At 68.7% G+C, this 15,540-nt stretch carries 15 protein-coding genes; 9 read left to right on the plus strand and 6 right to left on the minus strand.

The window, feature by feature from the left end:
* Window positions 1–162 precede the first annotated feature (162 nt).
* The 4 genes from DESTE_RS05305 to DESTE_RS05320 form a co-directional block, all read right to left on the minus strand.
* A complete protein-coding gene (locus tag DESTE_RS05305; RefSeq protein WP_012612141.1) occupies window positions 163–396 on the minus strand; it encodes a NifU family protein in 234 nt (77 codons plus the stop codon).
* A 321-nt stretch (window positions 397–717) separates the two neighbouring features.
* The gene (locus DESTE_RS05310; protein ID WP_035065799.1) at window positions 718–1,617 is read right to left on the minus strand and encodes a DUF2156 domain-containing protein; all 900 of its coding nucleotides are present in this window, start codon (window positions 1,615–1,617) and stop codon (window positions 718–720) included.
* Window positions 1,604–3,025, minus strand: coding sequence for an MATE family efflux transporter (locus DESTE_RS05315; protein ID WP_035065801.1), 1,422 nt, complete (start codon window positions 3,023–3,025; stop codon window positions 1,604–1,606). Before DESTE_RS05315 ends, DESTE_RS05310 begins: the two co-directional genes overlap by 14 nt.
* Window positions 3,026–3,251: 226 nt before the next feature.
* A complete protein-coding gene (locus tag DESTE_RS05320) occupies window positions 3,252–4,208 on the minus strand; it encodes a biotin--[acetyl-CoA-carboxylase] ligase (RefSeq protein ID WP_051384577.1) in 957 nt (318 codons plus the stop codon).
* A gap of 138 nt (window positions 4,209–4,346) precedes the next feature.
* On the opposite strand from DESTE_RS05320, the gene bioB reads away from it, so the two are divergent.
* The 9 genes from bioB to bioD all read left to right on the plus strand — a co-directional run bounded on the left by bioB (window position 4,347) and on the right by bioD (window position 13,062).
* Window positions 4,347–5,441: a biotin synthase BioB gene (bioB, locus tag DESTE_RS05325; RefSeq protein ID WP_084559365.1), complete on the plus strand. Its 1,095-nt coding sequence runs from the start codon at window positions 4,347–4,349 to the stop codon at window positions 5,439–5,441.
* Window positions 5,438–6,967 (plus strand): adenosylmethionine--8-amino-7-oxononanoate transaminase, encoded by a 1,530-nt coding sequence (gene bioA / locus DESTE_RS05330; RefSeq protein WP_051384327.1) that lies wholly within the window; start codon window positions 5,438–5,440, stop codon window positions 6,965–6,967. The genes bioB and bioA overlap by 4 nt, the downstream gene beginning before the upstream one ends.
* Window positions 6,964–7,449: an ApeI family dehydratase gene (locus DESTE_RS05335; protein WP_245590736.1), complete on the plus strand. Its 486-nt coding sequence runs from the start codon at window positions 6,964–6,966 to the stop codon at window positions 7,447–7,449. The genes bioA and DESTE_RS05335 overlap by 4 nt, the downstream gene beginning before the upstream one ends.
* The gene (locus DESTE_RS05340; RefSeq protein ID WP_035065807.1) at window positions 7,443–8,273 is read left to right on the plus strand and encodes an SDR family NAD(P)-dependent oxidoreductase; all 831 of its coding nucleotides are present in this window, start codon (window positions 7,443–7,445) and stop codon (window positions 8,271–8,273) included. The genes DESTE_RS05335 and DESTE_RS05340 overlap by 7 nt, the downstream gene beginning before the upstream one ends.
* A gap of 43 nt (window positions 8,274–8,316) precedes the next feature.
* Window positions 8,317–8,742, plus strand: coding sequence for an acyl carrier protein (locus DESTE_RS05345; RefSeq protein ID WP_084559366.1), 426 nt, complete (start codon window positions 8,317–8,319; stop codon window positions 8,740–8,742).
* Between the two features lie 156 nt (window positions 8,743–8,898).
* Window positions 8,899–10,308 carry a beta-ketoacyl-[acyl-carrier-protein] synthase family protein gene (locus tag DESTE_RS05350; RefSeq protein ID WP_051384328.1) on the plus strand — a complete coding sequence of 470 codons (1,410 nt, stop codon included), beginning with the start codon at window positions 8,899–8,901 and terminating at the stop codon, window positions 10,306–10,308.
* On the plus strand, window positions 10,305–10,844 hold the full coding sequence (locus DESTE_RS05355) for a hotdog family protein (RefSeq protein WP_035065810.1): 540 nt from the start codon (window positions 10,305–10,307) through the stop codon (window positions 10,842–10,844). The genes DESTE_RS05350 and DESTE_RS05355 overlap by 4 nt, the downstream gene beginning before the upstream one ends.
* Complete coding sequence (locus tag DESTE_RS05360; RefSeq protein ID WP_245590737.1) at window positions 10,823–12,331, plus strand: aminotransferase class I/II-fold pyridoxal phosphate-dependent enzyme; 1,509 nt, start codon at window positions 10,823–10,825, stop codon at window positions 12,329–12,331. Before DESTE_RS05355 ends, DESTE_RS05360 begins: the two co-directional genes overlap by 22 nt.
* Window positions 12,328–13,062 carry a dethiobiotin synthase gene (gene bioD, locus DESTE_RS05365; RefSeq protein ID WP_051384329.1) on the plus strand — a complete coding sequence of 245 codons (735 nt, stop codon included), beginning with the start codon at window positions 12,328–12,330 and terminating at the stop codon, window positions 13,060–13,062. Before DESTE_RS05360 ends, bioD begins: the two co-directional genes overlap by 4 nt.
* Before the next feature lie 344 nt (window positions 13,063–13,406).
* Here bioD and lysA read toward each other — a convergent pair whose 3' ends face one another.
* Together lysA and DESTE_RS05375 are read right to left on the minus strand one after the other, a co-directional pair.
* Window positions 13,407–14,672 (minus strand): diaminopimelate decarboxylase, encoded by a 1,266-nt coding sequence (gene lysA, locus DESTE_RS05370; protein WP_035065812.1) that lies wholly within the window; start codon window positions 14,670–14,672, stop codon window positions 13,407–13,409.
* A 62-nt stretch (window positions 14,673–14,734) separates the two neighbouring features.
* Window positions 14,735–15,514, minus strand: a complete 780-nt coding sequence (locus DESTE_RS05375) for a TrmB family transcriptional regulator (protein WP_035065815.1) — start codon at window positions 15,512–15,514, stop codon at window positions 14,735–14,737.
* Between the last annotated feature and the right edge of the window lie 26 nt (window positions 15,515–15,540).

The raw sequence follows: 15,540 nt of genomic DNA on the forward strand, positions 1-15,540 counted from the left end.
GTCTGGACCGGCAGGTTTCCGGATGATGTCGGCGTGACGCGGGCGGCGTGCCGGAAGAAAACTGCGCGCCCCCGAAACACGAGCGCGCCCAGTGTAAAAAAGTGCGGAAAAAATGCGGGAAAGATGCGGAAGAATCGCGGAAAACGGCGCGCGGCGCGGAGGCTACACGGCCTCGACGCGCTTCACCTCGGCCACTTCCTTCAGCACCATGCGCTCCACGCCGCCCTTCAGGGTCTGCTGCGACATGGGGCAGCCCTTGCACGCGCCGGTCAGGCGCACGCGGACCACGCCGTCGGCGGTGATTTCCACCAGTTCGACGTCGCCGCCGTCGCCCTGCAGATAGGGACGGACCTTGTCGAGGGCGGCCTGCACCCTTTCATGAATGGCATCGGACATGGAAACCTCCTGAAGTTCCCCCACTATCAGGAGGGGGGACAAATGGCGCGCCGGGCAATGCCACGCCAGACAATGACACGTCTGAAAAGGGCGGCGAACGCCGCGCCCTTCTACTGCCTTCGGCGGCGGGGTGTCAAACCATGGGGGAATGGCAAAGATGCGGGGGCAGGGGACGGCAGCCGTTATGCGAATCCTGGAGCATTGCCCTGACCGTTAGGTGAGCGAAGCAAACCTTACGGATAGGGACCCAAAGCACGGATGGCGATCGCAGCGCGCAACAGCCCCCTGCCCGCCGGAGGCATGCAAAAAACCGCCCGCCCCCTACGCCGGGGCCACGTCCACCGCGAACTTTTTCAAAAAGCCCACGGGATTGTAGCTTTCCTTGGCCTGCCGCAGGCCCAGGTCGTCCAGATCCTGCTCACGGTTGATGTACCTGAAGCTCATGGCGTGCTCGCGTGCATACAGGTTGTTGATGGCCTGATACACGCCGCGATACTCCGGCTTGGCCTTCTCGAAATGCACCACCAGCGTCTCGTCGTCCAGCCGCTCGCCCACGGTGTAGGCGATCATCGTGCCGTCCACGTACAGCGACCCGCCGGAAAGCCCGGGAATCCTGTCCCAGTGCTCCAGCACCCGGCGCACGGCGGTGTTTTCCGCCACCAGCGCATGCGATTCGTCGCACTCGCGCCACTTGCACCATTCCTCCTGCATGTCCAGCACCGCCTCTATGCAGTCGGGCGTCATGGGATGGTACTCGTGCGGATAGGCCTTCAGAAAACCGTTCACATGGTTTTTCTTCTTGTGGAACCTGTTGCCCTTCAGTTCCGCCAGGTCCTGCGCGGCGTACAGGTAATCCCACTGGCCGCGCGCCTCGGTCAGCGTCACCCGGTCGCCCAGGGTCTGCTGCCAGTGCACGGCCAGCGATTCGGGCACGCGAATGAACCGGGCGCCCGCGCCCAGCAGGGCGCACTGGCGCCAGTCGGCATCCAGCCATGGGCCCACGGGCGCCCACCACACGGGTTCGGGCCGGGTCTGGCGCAGCCAGCACAGCCCGTGCGCAAAGGTCCATTCCAGGCCGTAGTATTCGGCCCAGCCCCAGACGTTGGTGAAACTGAAGTCCGACGCGTGCTGCGGCGTACGGGCGAAAAGGTCGAGGTACTCGGCCATGCGGTCGAGCGAGACGGGCCGGAACTCTCCGGGGGTCAACTCACTGTCGGTCATGCGAGGCAGCTCCTTGTGGCGCGGCCTTGCGGCCATTGCGCCTGATCATGCTGAACCGGCTCCAGTCACGCGTACAGAACAACCACAGCATGACAGAAGACTGGAACACCTGGGAAACGAACATGGCAAGAAATATCCCCGCCGCATCGCGCCACACCACATGGCCCATGACCCATGCCAGCGGCAGCCGCACGAACCAGGTGGCCGAACCGTACACCAGAAAGGAGTACAGGGTGGCGCCCGCGCCGGTCATGACCCCGCCAAGGGTCATGCTGGCCACGGTGAAGGGGATGGAGACAAGGTTGTAGCGCAGATAGCTCACGGTCTGCGCCGCCACGGCGGGCTCCGGGGCCAGCCAGGCGGCGATGTCTGCTGCCCATGGCCACAGCAGCGCCGCGAAGACGGTCATGGAGGCGCAGCCGATGCCCAGAAGGCGCAGGCTGACCCGGACGGCCTCCGGCTTGCGACCCGCGCCCAGCAGATGGCCCACCAGCACCGATGCGGTCATGTTAAAGGCGAAGGCAGGCAGAAAGATGATCGATTCCACGCGCATGCCCGCCGTCATGCCCGCAAGGGCCACCACGCTGCCCATGGGCAGCGAAGCGGTGATGGAAAACAGCACCAGGTAGCCGAGGTTCCACATGATCTGCAGCCCGGCAGCGGGGGCGGCCACCCGGAACAGGTAGGGCGCGCCGCACCGCATCCAGCGCAAGGGGGGAAACGAGGCACGTTGCAGCAGTTCGCGGTCGCGGGCCAGCATGGCCAGGTTCAGCACGGCCCCGGCGGTGACGGAAGCAAAGGTGGCCCAGGCCACCCCGACGTAGCCGTAGGCGGGCAGGCCCCACAGGCCAAGGCCGAAACCCAGGTCCGCCACGGCATTGACGGCGCACACCGCCACCATGGACAGCAGCGGCGCGATCATGCGCTTGCGGGCGCGGAACACCGCCCCGGTGATGGTGAACAGGTAGTTGGCGGGCAGGCCCAGCAGGTACACCTTCCAGAAGTACGCGGTGACCGGCATGATCTGCTCTGGCACCTGCAGCAGGCGCAGGAAGGATTCGCTGGTGGCGAAGCCCAGCAGCATGATGCCCACGCCCACCGTACAGCCCCCAGCCAGCACCATGCCCACGTAGCGCCGGGCACGGGGCAGCAGGCCCGCCCCCAGCGCCTGGCTGACGGCGGCCACCCCGGCGCTGGCGCCGGCCACCGCCACCACCAGCAGAAAGAACAGACACTGCGAGACAAGGCCGATGGCGGCCTGCACGTCGGCATGGATGCGCCCTGCCACCCACACGTCGGTGAACCCGATGAGGAAGTGGAAGAGCATCATCAGCATCTGGGGCCATGTCAGCCGCCAGATGCCGCCATAGGAAGCGTCGTCGCCCTGCGGGCGCGCGTGTTGCGACATCTCGTGCCGTCCGTTCGGTTCGGTGGTGGGCGTCGCACCCGCCCGCAGGCATGATCCGGCGCAGGGCACGGGACGCCTCGCACGCTGGTGCGGGTGGCAGGCTCCGTGGCCGGGCGCGCGAAAACCCCGGCCTGCCGGAAAAACCGGCAGGTCGACGGCAAGGCGCGCCGCGCGCCCGGCACCGGTGGGTCACACCGGCAGGGCGCGGCCCCGAAGAGATAGGTGCTTACGGCCTGCTGTCAATGACATCACCCGCATGCAGGCGATGTTCGCGCCCCTCGGCGTCCACCAGGCGCAGCAGACCATCGGGATCGACATCGGCCACCAACCCCTCCACCACGCCGTGCGGCGTGCCCACCCGCAAGGGGGTGCCGACGATGGCGGAAAGCTCCTTCCAGCGGGCGATGACCGGGCCGGGGTCGCCCTCGCGCAGGGCGGCGTACCAGTGCTCCGCGCGCTCCAGAAAGGCGCGCAGCACTTCCACCCGCGACACGGTGCGGCCCAGCTCCGCCGCCAGTGAGGTGGACTTGCCGCGCAGGTCTTCGGGCAGATCCTCCACACGGGTATTCACGTTGATGCCCGCGCCGGTGACCACGTGGGACACCGTGTCGGCCACCAGCGCCACCTCGGTCAGGTTGCCCGACACCTTGCGGCCATGCAGCAGCACGTCGTTGGGCCATTTGGCGCGCGGGGCAAGGCCGGTGACCTCGGCCACCGCCTCGGCCACGGCCACGGCGGTCATCAGGGTGACCAGCGGCGCGGCCTGCGGGGCAAGGCGGGGTCGCAGCACCAGCGAAACGTACACCCCCACCCCGGCGGGCGATGCCCAGGCCCGACCGGCGCGACCGCGACCGGCGGTCTGGGCCGATGCCGCCACCACGGCGCCTTCGGCGGCCCCGCTCAAAGCCAGCAATGCGGCCTCGCGGTTGGTGGAGCCGGTGATTTCGTGCAGGACAAAATCGCCCTGCCCGAAACAACGGGTGCGCAGCCCCTGGCGGACCCCGTCGACGGTCAGCACGTCCGCCTCGGCCAGCATCCGGTAGCCCCGGCGGGTCATGGCCTCGATCTGGTGCCCTTCACCGCGCAGCGTCCGCACGTGCTTGGCCACGGCGGCCCGGCTGACGCCAAGCTGCCGCGAAAGATCCTCTCCCGAACGCCAGTTGCCGCCCGCTTCGCGCAACATGGCGAACACACGCCCCTTCGTGGTCGTCCTGTCTGTGTCCACGGCGATTGTAAACCATCAGGCAATTGCTTGGTTGACAAAAAGGAACACGCCCGCTACTCGCCCTGAACTGCCATTCAACAGGAGCGATACCGAAACATGAACCCCCTGCTGGAACGTCTGTGCGCGCGCCTTTCGGACACCATTCCCCCCGGAACGGAAACTCCGTACGCATCGCCAGGCCACGCCCGAACGACGGAAGCCCTCCTGCCCGGCATCACCGGAGAAGAGGCGCTCGCCGTGGCGCGGCTGCCCGCGTCCGACATCCTGGACATCCTGGCCGTGGCGCAGGCAGTGCGTTCGGCCCGCAAGGGGCCGCTGGCGACCACCTGCGGCATCGTCAACGCAAAGTCGGGCCGGTGCGGCGAGGATTGCGCCTTCTGCGCCCAGTCGTCGCACCACGACACGGGCGCTCCGGTGCATGCACTGCTCGGCCCCGACGCGTTGCTGCGCCATGCGGAGGAACTGGCCCGCGCGGGGGTGCGCCGCTTCGGCATCGTGACCAGCGGCAACGCCCTTACGGAACGGGAGTTCGACGCGGTCTGCCTGGCGGCGCGCCTGTTGCGCGACCGTGTGGACATCGGCCTGTGCGCCTCTCTGGGGCAACTCGTCTCCGGCGCCGCCAAGAGCGAAAACCGGGGAGAACGAGCCCGCCGCCTGAAGGACGCAGGCATTTCCAGCTACCACCACAATCTTGAAACGGCCAGAAGTTTTTTCCCGCAGGTATGTACCACGCACCCTTACGACGACGACATCGCCACCGTGCGTGAAGCCGCAGGGGCAGGGCTGCGCACCTGTTGCGGCGGCATCCTTGGCCTTGGCGAAACGTGGGAACACCGCGTGGAACTGGCCCTGACCCTGCGTGAACTGGACGTGGACTCCATCCCGCTGAACTTCCTGCATCCCATTCCGGGCACACGGATGGGACACCGCAGTCCGTTGCCGCCCATGGAGGCCTTGCGGGCCATCTCCATATTCCGGCTGCTGCACCCGCAACGGGACATCCTGGTGTGCGGCGGGCGCGAGACGACCCTGGGCCAATGGCAATCGTGGGTGTTCGCCGCCGGGGCCAACGGCCTGATGGTGGGCAATTACCTGACCACGGCGGGCCGGGCCCTTGCCGACGACATGGACATGCTGACCACGCTGGGCGTGGGTAAAACTGCCGACAACGACGGGGAGGTGCGGGCATGAGCGAACGGACGACGGATACCGGCGCGCCCGAAGCGGCCAGCACCGCCCCCGCCCCAACGGACGCCACCCTGCGCCTGCGCGCGCTGGACAAGGCCCACGTGTGGCATCCCTTCACCCAGATGCGCGACTGGCTGGCGGCGGACCCGCTGATCATCGCCGCCGCCGAGGGCAACCGGCTCATGGACACCGACGGCGCATCCTACCTGGACGGCGTATCCTCGCTGTGGACCAACGTGCATGGTCATCGTCACCCCCGGCTGGACGCGGCCGTCCGGGCGCAGTTGGACAAGGTGGCCCACACCACCCTGCTGGGCCTTGGCAGCGAACCGTCCATAGAACTGGCGGCACGCCTTGCCGCCATCGCCCCGCAGGGGCTGACGCGGGTGTTCTATTCCGACAGCGGGTCGACATCAGTAGAAGTCGCGCTGAAGATCGCCTTCCAGTTCCACCGCCAGGCCCCGTCGCAACTGGGCGGCGACGCCCGGCGCACCCGCTTTCTCAGCCTGCGCAATGCCTACCACGGCGACACAGTGGGGGCCGTGGCCCTGGGCGGCATGGCCCTGTTCCATTCCATCTACGCGCCCCTGCTGTTCGACACGGTGAAGGCAGAAAGTCCGCACTGCTACCGCTGCCCCTTCGGGCGGCAGGCCGGGGCGTGCGAGCGGGAATGCATCACCCACATGGAAACGCTGTTCGCCCGGCACGGCCACGAACTGTGCGCCGCCGTGGTGGAACCGCTGGTGCAGGGCGCGGCGGGCATGCTGTTGCAGCCGCCCGGCTGGCTGCGCCGGGTGCGCGAACTGTGCGACGAGTACGGGGTATTCCTGGTGGCGGACGAGGTGGCCGTGGGCTTCGGCAAGACCGGCACCCTGTTCGCCTGCGAGCAGGAAGGGGTGACGCCGGACTTCCTGTGCCTGGCCAAGGGCATTTCCGGCGGCTATCTGCCGCTGGCCGCCACCCTGGCCACCGAGCGGGTGCACGACGGATTTCTGGCCCGCCACGAGGAATTGCGCACCTTCTTCCACGGCCACACATACACCGGCAACCCTCTGGCCTGCGCGGCGGCCATCGCCTCGCTGGACGTATTCGAGGAAGAACGGGTGATGGAACGGCTGCAACCGAAAATCGCCCGGCTGGCCGCGCGGCTGGAAACGTTGCGCGACCTGCCCCACGTGGGGGACATCCGCCAGCGCGGGGTCATGACCGGCATCGAGATGGTGCGGAACCGCGATACGAAGGAAAGTTACGACCTGGCCCAACGCATTGGTCATCGGGTGACCCTGGAGGCACGGCGGCGCGGGGTGATCATCCGCCCGCTGGGCGACGTGATGGTGCTCATGCCGCCGCTGTCCATCACCGAGGACGAGATCGACCTGCTGGTGGATGTCACGGGCGAGGCCATCCGCGCGGTGACCGAACGCAGGGCGACAGGCGGACTGGGTGGACTGGGTGGACTGGACGGGCTGAACGGGCTGGATATGCCGGATGGACCGGGCGGGCTGCCGCCCTTGCCGGGGGTGGCATGACCGGCATGACCGGCATGACCGGCACGGGCGGCACGCAAGGCACCGTGCGTTGCGGGGTGTTCCGGTTCGCTCCGGACCACCCGCTGTTCGCGGATCATTTCCCCGGCGCCCCCGTGGTGCCGGGGTCGTGCATCGTGCAGGCCTTTGCGGACGAAGCGTCGCGCTGGGCCCACGAACACGCTCGGGGGGGCGGGCAGGATAGCATCCTGTCAAGTGAGGCACGTGCCGTGCCTGCCATGCGCCCCATATGCCCGATACGTGAAATACGCGGGTTCCGCTTCCGGCGCTTCGTGACGCCGGGGGACTACGCCTTCCGCATGGAATGCACGGACGCCGGACTGCGCTGCTCGCTGCACGCCCTGCCCGGTGAACTGGCCGGTGCGGCAGGGCATGGGGCAACCGGGGCGGGCGCACCGGACGGACCGGACGCCACGGCAGGCCCCACCATTCCCCCCTTGGTCACCGGGGTGCTGGCATGGTAGCCGCCGCCGGATTCCCCTCTCCCCTGCGCGGCCCCGTGCTCATCGCCGGCGGCTCGTGCGAACTGGGGTTGGCCCTCGGGGCGACGCTGACCGCCGACGGCATGGCCGTGGCCCTCACCGCGCGCGATGCCCCGGGCGCGGCGCGCATCCGCGCGGCCCTGCCGGAAGCGACGATACTGCGCCTGCAGGCGCGCGGGCCGGAACGGGACGCCGCCGGACGGGATTTCAGCACGCCGCCTGCACTCGAAGGTGCGGACGCCGAAGACGACACCCCGGAAACCCTGCCCGAACGCGCCCGTGCCGCGCTGGGGGAAGCGCCCCGGCTGTTCGTGGACCTGCTGCACTCGCGCTTCGAATGCCTGCTGGCCGGGGCGGACCCCGCTGACATCGACCTGTGGGCAGCGCGCGACATCGCCTTCCGCGCCCGACTGCTGCGGGCCGTCAGCCGTTCCATGCTGGCCGCGCGCGACGGGCGGTGCGTGTTCGTCTCGTCCTCCGCCGCAGAGCGGGCTGCACCGGGGCAGGGATACTACGCCGCCGCCAAGCTGGCGGGGGAGGCCCTGTACCGCGCCGTGGGCGTGGAACTGGCCCCGCGCGGGGTCACCGCCTGTTCCCTGCGCCTGGGCTGGCTGGAGGCGGGCCGGGGCGGGCCCTTCCTGCGCGCGCGCCCTGCCGACGCCACCCTGCCGCCCACCGGGCGCACCGTAACGGTTGCCGAGGCCGTGCATACCCTGCGCTTTCTGCTGTCCGCCCCGGCCACGGCCATCAACGCCACCACCCTGACCTGCGACGGCGGTTTCGGCGCGCTGAAGCCGGGCTGCTGAATCCTCATCGACCTCATTCCCACAGGAACATCACAGGAACATCATGCCTTCCCACGATACCGCAGACGCACGGGACATGCCCGCCATCGCATCGGAAATTGCCGCGCTGGTGGCCCCCATCTTCGACGTGGACGCCGCCACCCTGTCGCCAGACACCCGGCTGATGGCCGACCTGCCCTGCGAGTCCATCGACCTGCTGGAAATCGGCGCGGGGCTGAACCGCCGCTTCGCCATTCCGGTGCGCGACGCCGCAGCCTTTCTTACCGACCTGCGCATCCACGTGCTGGAGGCCGAGCGTAACGGCGAAGCACCCGAAGCCCGACTGGCGCGGGAATACCCGCACCTGTCCGACGCGCGCGTGGCAGAGGTGCTGGCAGCCGTGCGCGTGCCCGGCGCGCCCCCGGTGCTGACCATCGGCGACGTGGCGGCGTACGTGGCGTGGTCCCTGACGCGGAACGCGCGACGTTAGCCAAATGGTCTTTTCGCCCGTTGGCTGACCGACCCGAAGGGCGCATAGCGTGCACGTTAAGCGAGTCAGCGAGCTTTACGGGCATCGAGCGCAACGCGGTCGAACGTCACTTGCCAACGAACGAAAATCCTCATTTGTTCATCTCCCGGTTCTCCCATGTACCCACTTGATCCAATTCCCTTTCCTCCCCGCCGCGTGGTCATCACCGGCGCGGGCGCATTCACCCCACTGGGGCACACCCCGCAGGACATGGCAAACGCCATCCGCGAGGGGCACAGTCCGTTCCGCCATGCCACGGCCCTGCCCGGTACGGCCTGCACCCCGGTGCCGGACTTCGACGCCGCAGCGGCCACCGGACGCTGGCGGCACCGCCGCTATCTTTCGCGCGGAGGGCAACTGGCCCTTGCCGCCGCCCTGGTCGCCACCCGGCAGGCCGGGTACGCCTGTGACGACGGAACCGGAGAAACGGGGGTAACGGGCAACATCGACACGGCAACGGGCGACGGCGGCGCGCATCTCCCGCCCTGCCTTCCGGACGACACCGCACTGGTGGCCGCCAGTGGTCCCAACATGGACGTGGGGGCAGACTTTCCCGCCGCATGCGCACCGCGTTCAGTTGGTAACACCGCAACATCCGGCCCGAAACTCTCCGATCTGGAACATCCCGACCTGGACGCCCTGTGGATGCTGCGCTGGCTGCCCAACACCGCCGCCTCCGCCGTGGCCATGCGTTGCGGCGTCCGGGGCGAAGGGCTGGTGCTGGGCACGGCCTGCGCCGCCTCGTTGCAGGCCGTGGGCGAGGCCGCCCGGCGGGTGCGCTGGGGTCTTGCCCCGGCGGCGCTGGCCGTGGGCGGCGATTCGCGCCTGTCGGAGGGGGGACTGCTGGGCTACGCCCGCGCCGGGGCCATCCAGCGCGATCTGGACCCCGCCGACGCCGACGCCCCGCATGCAGCCTGCCGCCCCTTCGACATCACCCGGCGCGGCTTCGTCCCCGGCGAGGGGGGCGCGGCCTTCATGCTGGAACCGCTGGATACGGCACGGGCACGCGGAGCCACCCCGCTGGCCGAAGTGCTGGGCATGGGCGCCACGCTGGACGGCCATGCCCTGACCGCACCGGAACCCGACGCCCGCCGGGCCGAAGCCGCCGTGCGCGGTGCGCTGGCCGAGGCTGGCCTGACGCCCGCTGACGTGCACTGGGTCGCAGCCCACGGCACCGGCACCGCCCTCAACGACGCGGCGGAAATCCGCCTGCTGGAACGGGTGTTCGCCGACGCGGGGCACACGCCCGCCGTCACCGCCGTGAAGTCGTGGACCGGGCACTGCGCCTCGGCCTGCGGCGCGGTGGAACTGGCGGTGCTGCTGGCCTGCGCGGCGGACGGCTTTCTGCCGCCGGTGCGCAACCTGACCACGCCGGAAAGCGCGCGACTGGATTTCGTGCGTCAATCGCGTCCCCTGCCCACTTCCGGCAACAACCAGCACGCGGCGGGCCACCACGGCGGCTCCATCGGCCTGCTGCTCAATTTCGGCTTTGGCGGGCAGAACGCCGCACTGGTGGTGCGGCTGTGACCCTTTTCCGCCTCGCCCTTCCGAAGGAACCCCCCGCCCGCTTCCTGCTGCTGGACCGGGTGGACAGCTGTGACGAAACCGGGGCCACGGCCCTCTGCGCCTTCATCGCAGCCCCCGCGTGGCAGGGACTGGAGGCCATGGCCCAACTGGCCGCGCTGCACGCCCGCTGGACCGCCGACTTTGCCTTGCACGCCTTCCTGCTGACGGTGGAGGAATGCACCTGGCCGAACCGCCCACCGGCAGCCGACGTGCCCCACGGCATGCCAAATGACACATCGGACCACACACCTGGCGGTACACTGCACGGCATCCTGCACATTGGGGCCTGCCTGCTGGCCCAAAGCGACCGCGCGGCCACCTACGCGACCGCCATCACTCCCCTGCCGTCCTCATCCGGCGCGGACTCCGCGCCTGCGCCCCCGTGCATGGCCGCCACCCTGACCATAGGCCGCACGGCCTACGACACCCGCTTCAACGGCGACACACTCACCGCCCGTTATCGAGAGATATTTGCATGGCTGACCAGAACCGCCTGACCGACGCCCGCCTGACCGACGCCCGCCTGACCGACGCCCGCCTGACCGGCCCTGAACCGTCTGGCACTGACCTGTCTGGCGCTACGCCCGCCGCCGCGCCGCATCCGGCCCCTTCCGGCCTGCTGGCCGCACGTCTGGCACTGCGCGTTGAGGAACTGCACGCCGCAGGGCTTGGCCGCAGCGCACTGCAACTGGACGGACTGCCCGCCCCGGCGCGCGCGGCCACGCCCGGTTCCACTCACCGCACCAGCGCAGGGCAGTCGCCATCCCCGGCGCTGGTGCACGTGCAGGGCCGTCCGCTGCTCCATTTCGCGGGCAACGATTACCTCGGCCTTGCCGCCGACGAGGCGTGGCGGGCCACGGTGGCCGACTGCTTCGCGCGGCATGCGCCCTCGGGCACGGCCTCGCGCCTTGCCGCCGGGCACACCGCCCTGGCGGCGGAAGCCGAGGCCGCCTGGGCCGACTACTTCGGCTATGCCGAATGCCTGTTCCTGCCCAGCGGGTATCAGGCCAACCTGGCCCTGTTATGGGGCTTGCTGGGCCATGGCGATGCCGTGTTCCTGGACCGCCGGGTGCACGCCAGCATGGCCCACGCCCTGCCCCCCACCGGGGCGCGCCTGCATACCCACCGCCATGCGGACATGGGCGACCTGTCGCGCCGTCTGGCCGCGTGGCGGCACAACAGCGACAATGGCAGGGGCGGCAACGACGGCCCTCCCGCCTGCGGGACGGCCTGCGCGCCCCAGCCCGTGATCCTGGCCGAATCGTTGTACAGCATGGACGGTACCCTGCCGGACATGGCGCGCCTGAGCGTCGTGGCCCGCGAGCACGGGGCCTTTGTCGTCGTGGACGAGGCGCACGCCTTCGGCGCCCTGGGCACGGGCGGGCGCGGGCGGGCGCACGGCGTGGCCGACGTGGCCGTGGGCACGCTGGGCAAGGCGCTGGGGCTGTTCGGGGCGTTCCTGCTGCTGCCGCGCGGCACCCGGAACGCGCTGGAAAACCTGGCCTCGCCACTGATCCACTCCACCGCCCTGCCGGAGGCGCACGCCGCCTGCTGCCTGGCCCTGCTGGACCTGCTGCCCCGACTGGATGACCGCCGCCACCACCTTGCCGCACTGGGCGCGGCCCTGCGCACCGGATTGCGTGATGAAGGGGTGCCCGTACGCGAGGGCGCACATGTGGTCTGCGTGGACGTGGGCGACGAGGAACGCTGCACCCGCCTTGCGGCAAGGCTGCGCACTCCGGAGGACGACGGCCCCGGCGTGCTGGCCCTGGCGGCGCGCCATCCCACCGTGGGGCGTGGCGCAGCGATGTTGCGTCTGGGGCTTACCGCCCTGCATCGGGTGGACGACGTAGCCCGCTGCGTGGACCTGCTCGCCCGTGCGTGGAAGGAAGAAGAGGAAGGGAAGCGGGGCGCTGCACCGGACCCCGCTGCCCCCGATTCGGAGGCGAACACCGCTGGCAGCACGCCTGGAGAACAATCATGAACGCAATGAACATCCCCGCCTCCCGCGCCCTGTTCGTAGTGGGCACGGACACGGGTGTGGGCAAGACGGTGGTTTCGATGCTGCTGCTGCGCGAACTGTTTGCGCGGGGAGAGCGGCCCTTCTACGCCAAGCCCATGCAGACCGGGTGCAAGACCCCGTACGACACGGACAGCGATGCGGCCTTCGTGTACCGGCACGTTCCTGAACTGGCCGGGCGCGACCCGGCGGAAGCGGTGGGGTGGTGTTTTGCGGCGCCTAAGGCTCCGCTCCACGCCGCGCGGGACGAAATGCGCGGCGTGGAGACGGAAGACCTGGTGCGCAGTCTGGCATGTCTGCGCAGTGAACACGCCTCTCTGGTCCTCGAAGGCGCGGGCGGCCTGATGGTGCCGTTCACGCCGGAGGCCCTGTGCATCGACTGCATCCGGGCCGCCGACGCCCGTCCCGTGCTGGTGGCTCGGGCGGGACTGGGCACCGTGAACCACACGCTCCTCTCGGTGGAGGCGCTGGTCCGGAGAGGGATGGAACCGGCAGGGATCGTTTTCGTTCACACCAAGGAACGTTCCGCATCCCCGGACCTTGTGCAGGACAACATGGAGGCGGTAGCCATGCTGTCCGGTTTTCCGGTGAGCGGCATGGTGCCGCCCATCGAAAATCTGCTGCATCCGCCCGACGCCGCCTTTGCGCCCTTGCGGCGCATGCTCGACGTACTGGACGGGGTGGTAATTAGCTAACTCCCCTCTGCTACATTTCCTTGCACACCCTACTGGGGTGAAAGGCCGGATGAAGATTTTCGTTCGTTGGCAAGGAAAACGAGCCTGCCATGAGGGAGTGCCTCAGCCGTTATGCGAGTCTTCGAGCATTACGGATGAGGACCGCAACGCGTACTCTTCTCGTATTCGACCGAGCCTTAGCCGTTAGGTGAGCGAAGCGAACCTTACGGATAAGGACAGCAGAGCTATGGCAGGTGAAGTTTGACCGCGTTGCGCACGATGCCCGTAAGGCTCGCAAGCTCGCCTAACGGGCACGCTCCGCGCCCTTCTGGTCGGTCAGCCAACGGGCGAAAAGGCCATCCGGGCTACGCATCGGGGAAAAGGGCCATCAGATCCGAAAGCTCTTCCCGGCGGCGAATCAACCGGGGCTGGCCGTCAAGGCCGATCAGCACCTCGGCGGGGCGCAACCGCTGGTTGTACGTGGAACTCATGGCGTAGCCATAGGCCCCGGCATCCAGCACGCCCAGGATGTCGCCTTCCTGAATGGCGGGCAACTGCCGTTCCTTGGCCATGATGTCGCCGCTCTCGCAGATGTTGCCCACCACGGTCTGGGGGTACAGGGCCGCGTCCGGGCTGCCGCCCGCGCGGTACACCTCGATGTCGTGGTGCGCGTCGTACATCACCGGGCGGGCCAGCACGTTGAAGCCAAGGTCGGTGCCCACGTAGCGGGTGGGGCCGTTGTTCTTGGTGGCGTGCACGGCGCCCAGCAGCAGCCCGCATTCGGCCACCACGTAGCGGCCTGGCTCGATGTAGAAGCGGCCCTTGTAGCCGGTGCGTTCCGACCAGCCGGAAATGAGCGCGTGAAAACGTTCCGCCGTGGCGGCCAGGTCCAGCCGGGGCTGGTCTTCGTACTTGCGGTAGGGAATGCCGAAGCCGCCGCCGAAGTCGATGACTTCCACGGTGTCGAATTTTTCCGCCACGGACAGCAGGAATTCCGCCGCCGCCACGTACCCGTCCGGTTCCAGGAACAGCGAGCCGATGTGCTGGTTGATGCCCGCCAGGGTCATGTCGTGCTTGGCCAGAATGGCCCGCAGTTCGGCCAGCGAGGCGTCTGAGGGGTCCACGCCGAACTTGGTGGCCTTGCCCGCCGTGACCACCTTCTGGTGGTGCCCCGCGCCGATGCCCGGGTTGAAGCGCACCATCACCTTGCCGCCCCGGTTCACCCTGCCCAGGGTATCGAGCTGCGACAGCGAATCCACGCTCACCAGAAGCCCGTGCGACACGGCGTTGGCAAGTTCCGCCTCGGACACGTTGTTGCACACGTACAGGATCTGGTCCGGGGTGAACCCGGCGGCCTTGTTGACGTGGATTTCGCCGGGCGACATGGCGTCCACCACCAGCCCTTCCTCGCGCACGATGCGCAGCAGGGACAGGTTGGTGTTGGCCTTGGCCGAATAGTTCACGAAAAAGCCGGGATGCGACGACAGCCCCTTCATGTCGCGGCAGCGTGCGCGCAGCAGGGCCTCGCTGTAGACATACAGGGGGCTGCCGTAGGCGGCCACCAGTTCTTCGGGCGTGGTCCGGCCGAAGAAGCCGACCGCATCGGTGTACGTGGAACGAACGTTGGGCATGAAGGTCTCCGTCGTGTTTCCGGCGCGGGCCGCGTTGCGCGCGGCGTGCGTCCGGTGGTGCGTCAATTGTCCGAAAGGGGGTCCGCCCCGGCGGCAGGCATGATGCCCGGCATGGTGCCCGGCATGGCTGCGCGGATACGGATCAGTTCCATTTCGTGAAGTATGGCCTCGCGCATCAGGTACACTAGGTGCTCGTTGCGCGAATACAGGCAGCGCCCGCTTACGCCCGGTTCCAGCAGGCCGGCAATGACCTCGCTGGTGTCGGCAATGAGCTTCACGTGCCCGGTGCCTGCCTGGTTCTTCAGAAAGGTGGCCCCGGCAATGCCCGGATCGGCATTGGACAGCAGCACCACCTTCAGCCCCCGCGCCACGCAGTCGTCAAACTCGCGCCGGAACAGCGCCACATTGTCCGCGTGCATGGATGCGTACACCCGCAGCCGCGCCAGGTGCAGCATGTTGCGGATCTTGTCCTCGGTGTTGCGCAGGCCCGCCACGGTCAGATAGGGCGTCTCGTCCGGTTCGGTGTCCGGCAGGTGCGATTCGAGGAATGCCAGCGTGCCTTCGGCATCGCGCCGCAGGTTCAGCAACAGTTCCTCGCGCGGGACGGCCATGTACCGGCTGGTATCGCCGCTGGCCACCACGGCCCCGCCCTTTTCCACCAGGCTCGACAACGCCGCGTAGGCGTTGGAGCGCGAAATTCCGGCGGCCTTGGCCGCCTCGTACCCGGTCATGGGACCATGGGGACTATGGGGATTCTGGCCCGCGTGCCGCAGCAGGGTGAGGTACATCAACGATTCCTGCTGGGTGAAGCCGAACTTGCGCAAAGCCTGAATGAGTTCCATGCGCTTCCTTCCAAAAGCCCGCCGGG

Origin of the sequence: Nitratidesulfovibrio termitidis HI1 (assembly GCF_000504305.1) — a bacterium.
Lineage (GTDB): Bacteria > Desulfobacterota > Desulfovibrionia > Desulfovibrionales > Desulfovibrionaceae > Cupidesulfovibrio > Cupidesulfovibrio termitidis.

Bases quoted from the DNA above. Each gene is read 5' to 3' on its own strand.
- DESTE_RS05360 (WP_245590737.1), top strand. From the start codon at position 10,823: ATGGCTGACCAGAACCGCCTGACCGACGCCCGCCTGACCGACGCCCGC.
- bioA (WP_051384327.1), top strand. From the start codon at position 5,438: ATGAGCGAACGGACGACGGATACCGGCGCGCCCGAAGCGGCCAGCACC.
- DESTE_RS05320 (WP_051384577.1), bottom strand. From the start codon at position 4,208: ATGTTGCGCGAAGCGGGCGGCAACTGGCGTTCGGGAGAGGATCTTTCG.
- DESTE_RS05305 (WP_012612141.1), bottom strand. From the start codon at position 396: ATGTCCGATGCCATTCATGAAAGGGTGCAGGCCGCCCTCGACAAGGTC.
- DESTE_RS05350 (WP_051384328.1), top strand. From the start codon at position 8,899: ATGTACCCACTTGATCCAATTCCCTTTCCTCCCCGCCGCGTGGTCATC.
- bioB (WP_084559365.1), top strand. From the start codon at position 4,347: ATGAACCCCCTGCTGGAACGTCTGTGCGCGCGCCTTTCGGACACCATT.
- DESTE_RS05335 (WP_245590736.1), top strand. From the start codon at position 6,964: ATGACCGGCATGACCGGCATGACCGGCACGGGCGGCACGCAAGGCACC.
- DESTE_RS05345 (WP_084559366.1), top strand. From the start codon at position 8,317: ATGCCTTCCCACGATACCGCAGACGCACGGGACATGCCCGCCATCGCA.
- DESTE_RS05315 (WP_035065801.1), bottom strand. From the start codon at position 3,025: ATGTCGCAACACGCGCGCCCGCAGGGCGACGACGCTTCCTATGGCGGC.
- DESTE_RS05340 (WP_035065807.1), top strand. From the start codon at position 7,443: ATGGTAGCCGCCGCCGGATTCCCCTCTCCCCTGCGCGGCCCCGTGCTC.
- DESTE_RS05375 (WP_035065815.1), bottom strand. From the start codon at position 15,514: ATGGAACTCATTCAGGCTTTGCGCAAGTTCGGCTTCACCCAGCAGGAA.
- bioD (WP_051384329.1), top strand. From the start codon at position 12,328: ATGAACGCAATGAACATCCCCGCCTCCCGCGCCCTGTTCGTAGTGGGC.
- DESTE_RS05310 (WP_035065799.1), bottom strand. From the start codon at position 1,617: ATGACCGACAGTGAGTTGACCCCCGGAGAGTTCCGGCCCGTCTCGCTC.
- lysA (WP_035065812.1), bottom strand. From the start codon at position 14,672: ATGCCCAACGTTCGTTCCACGTACACCGATGCGGTCGGCTTCTTCGGC.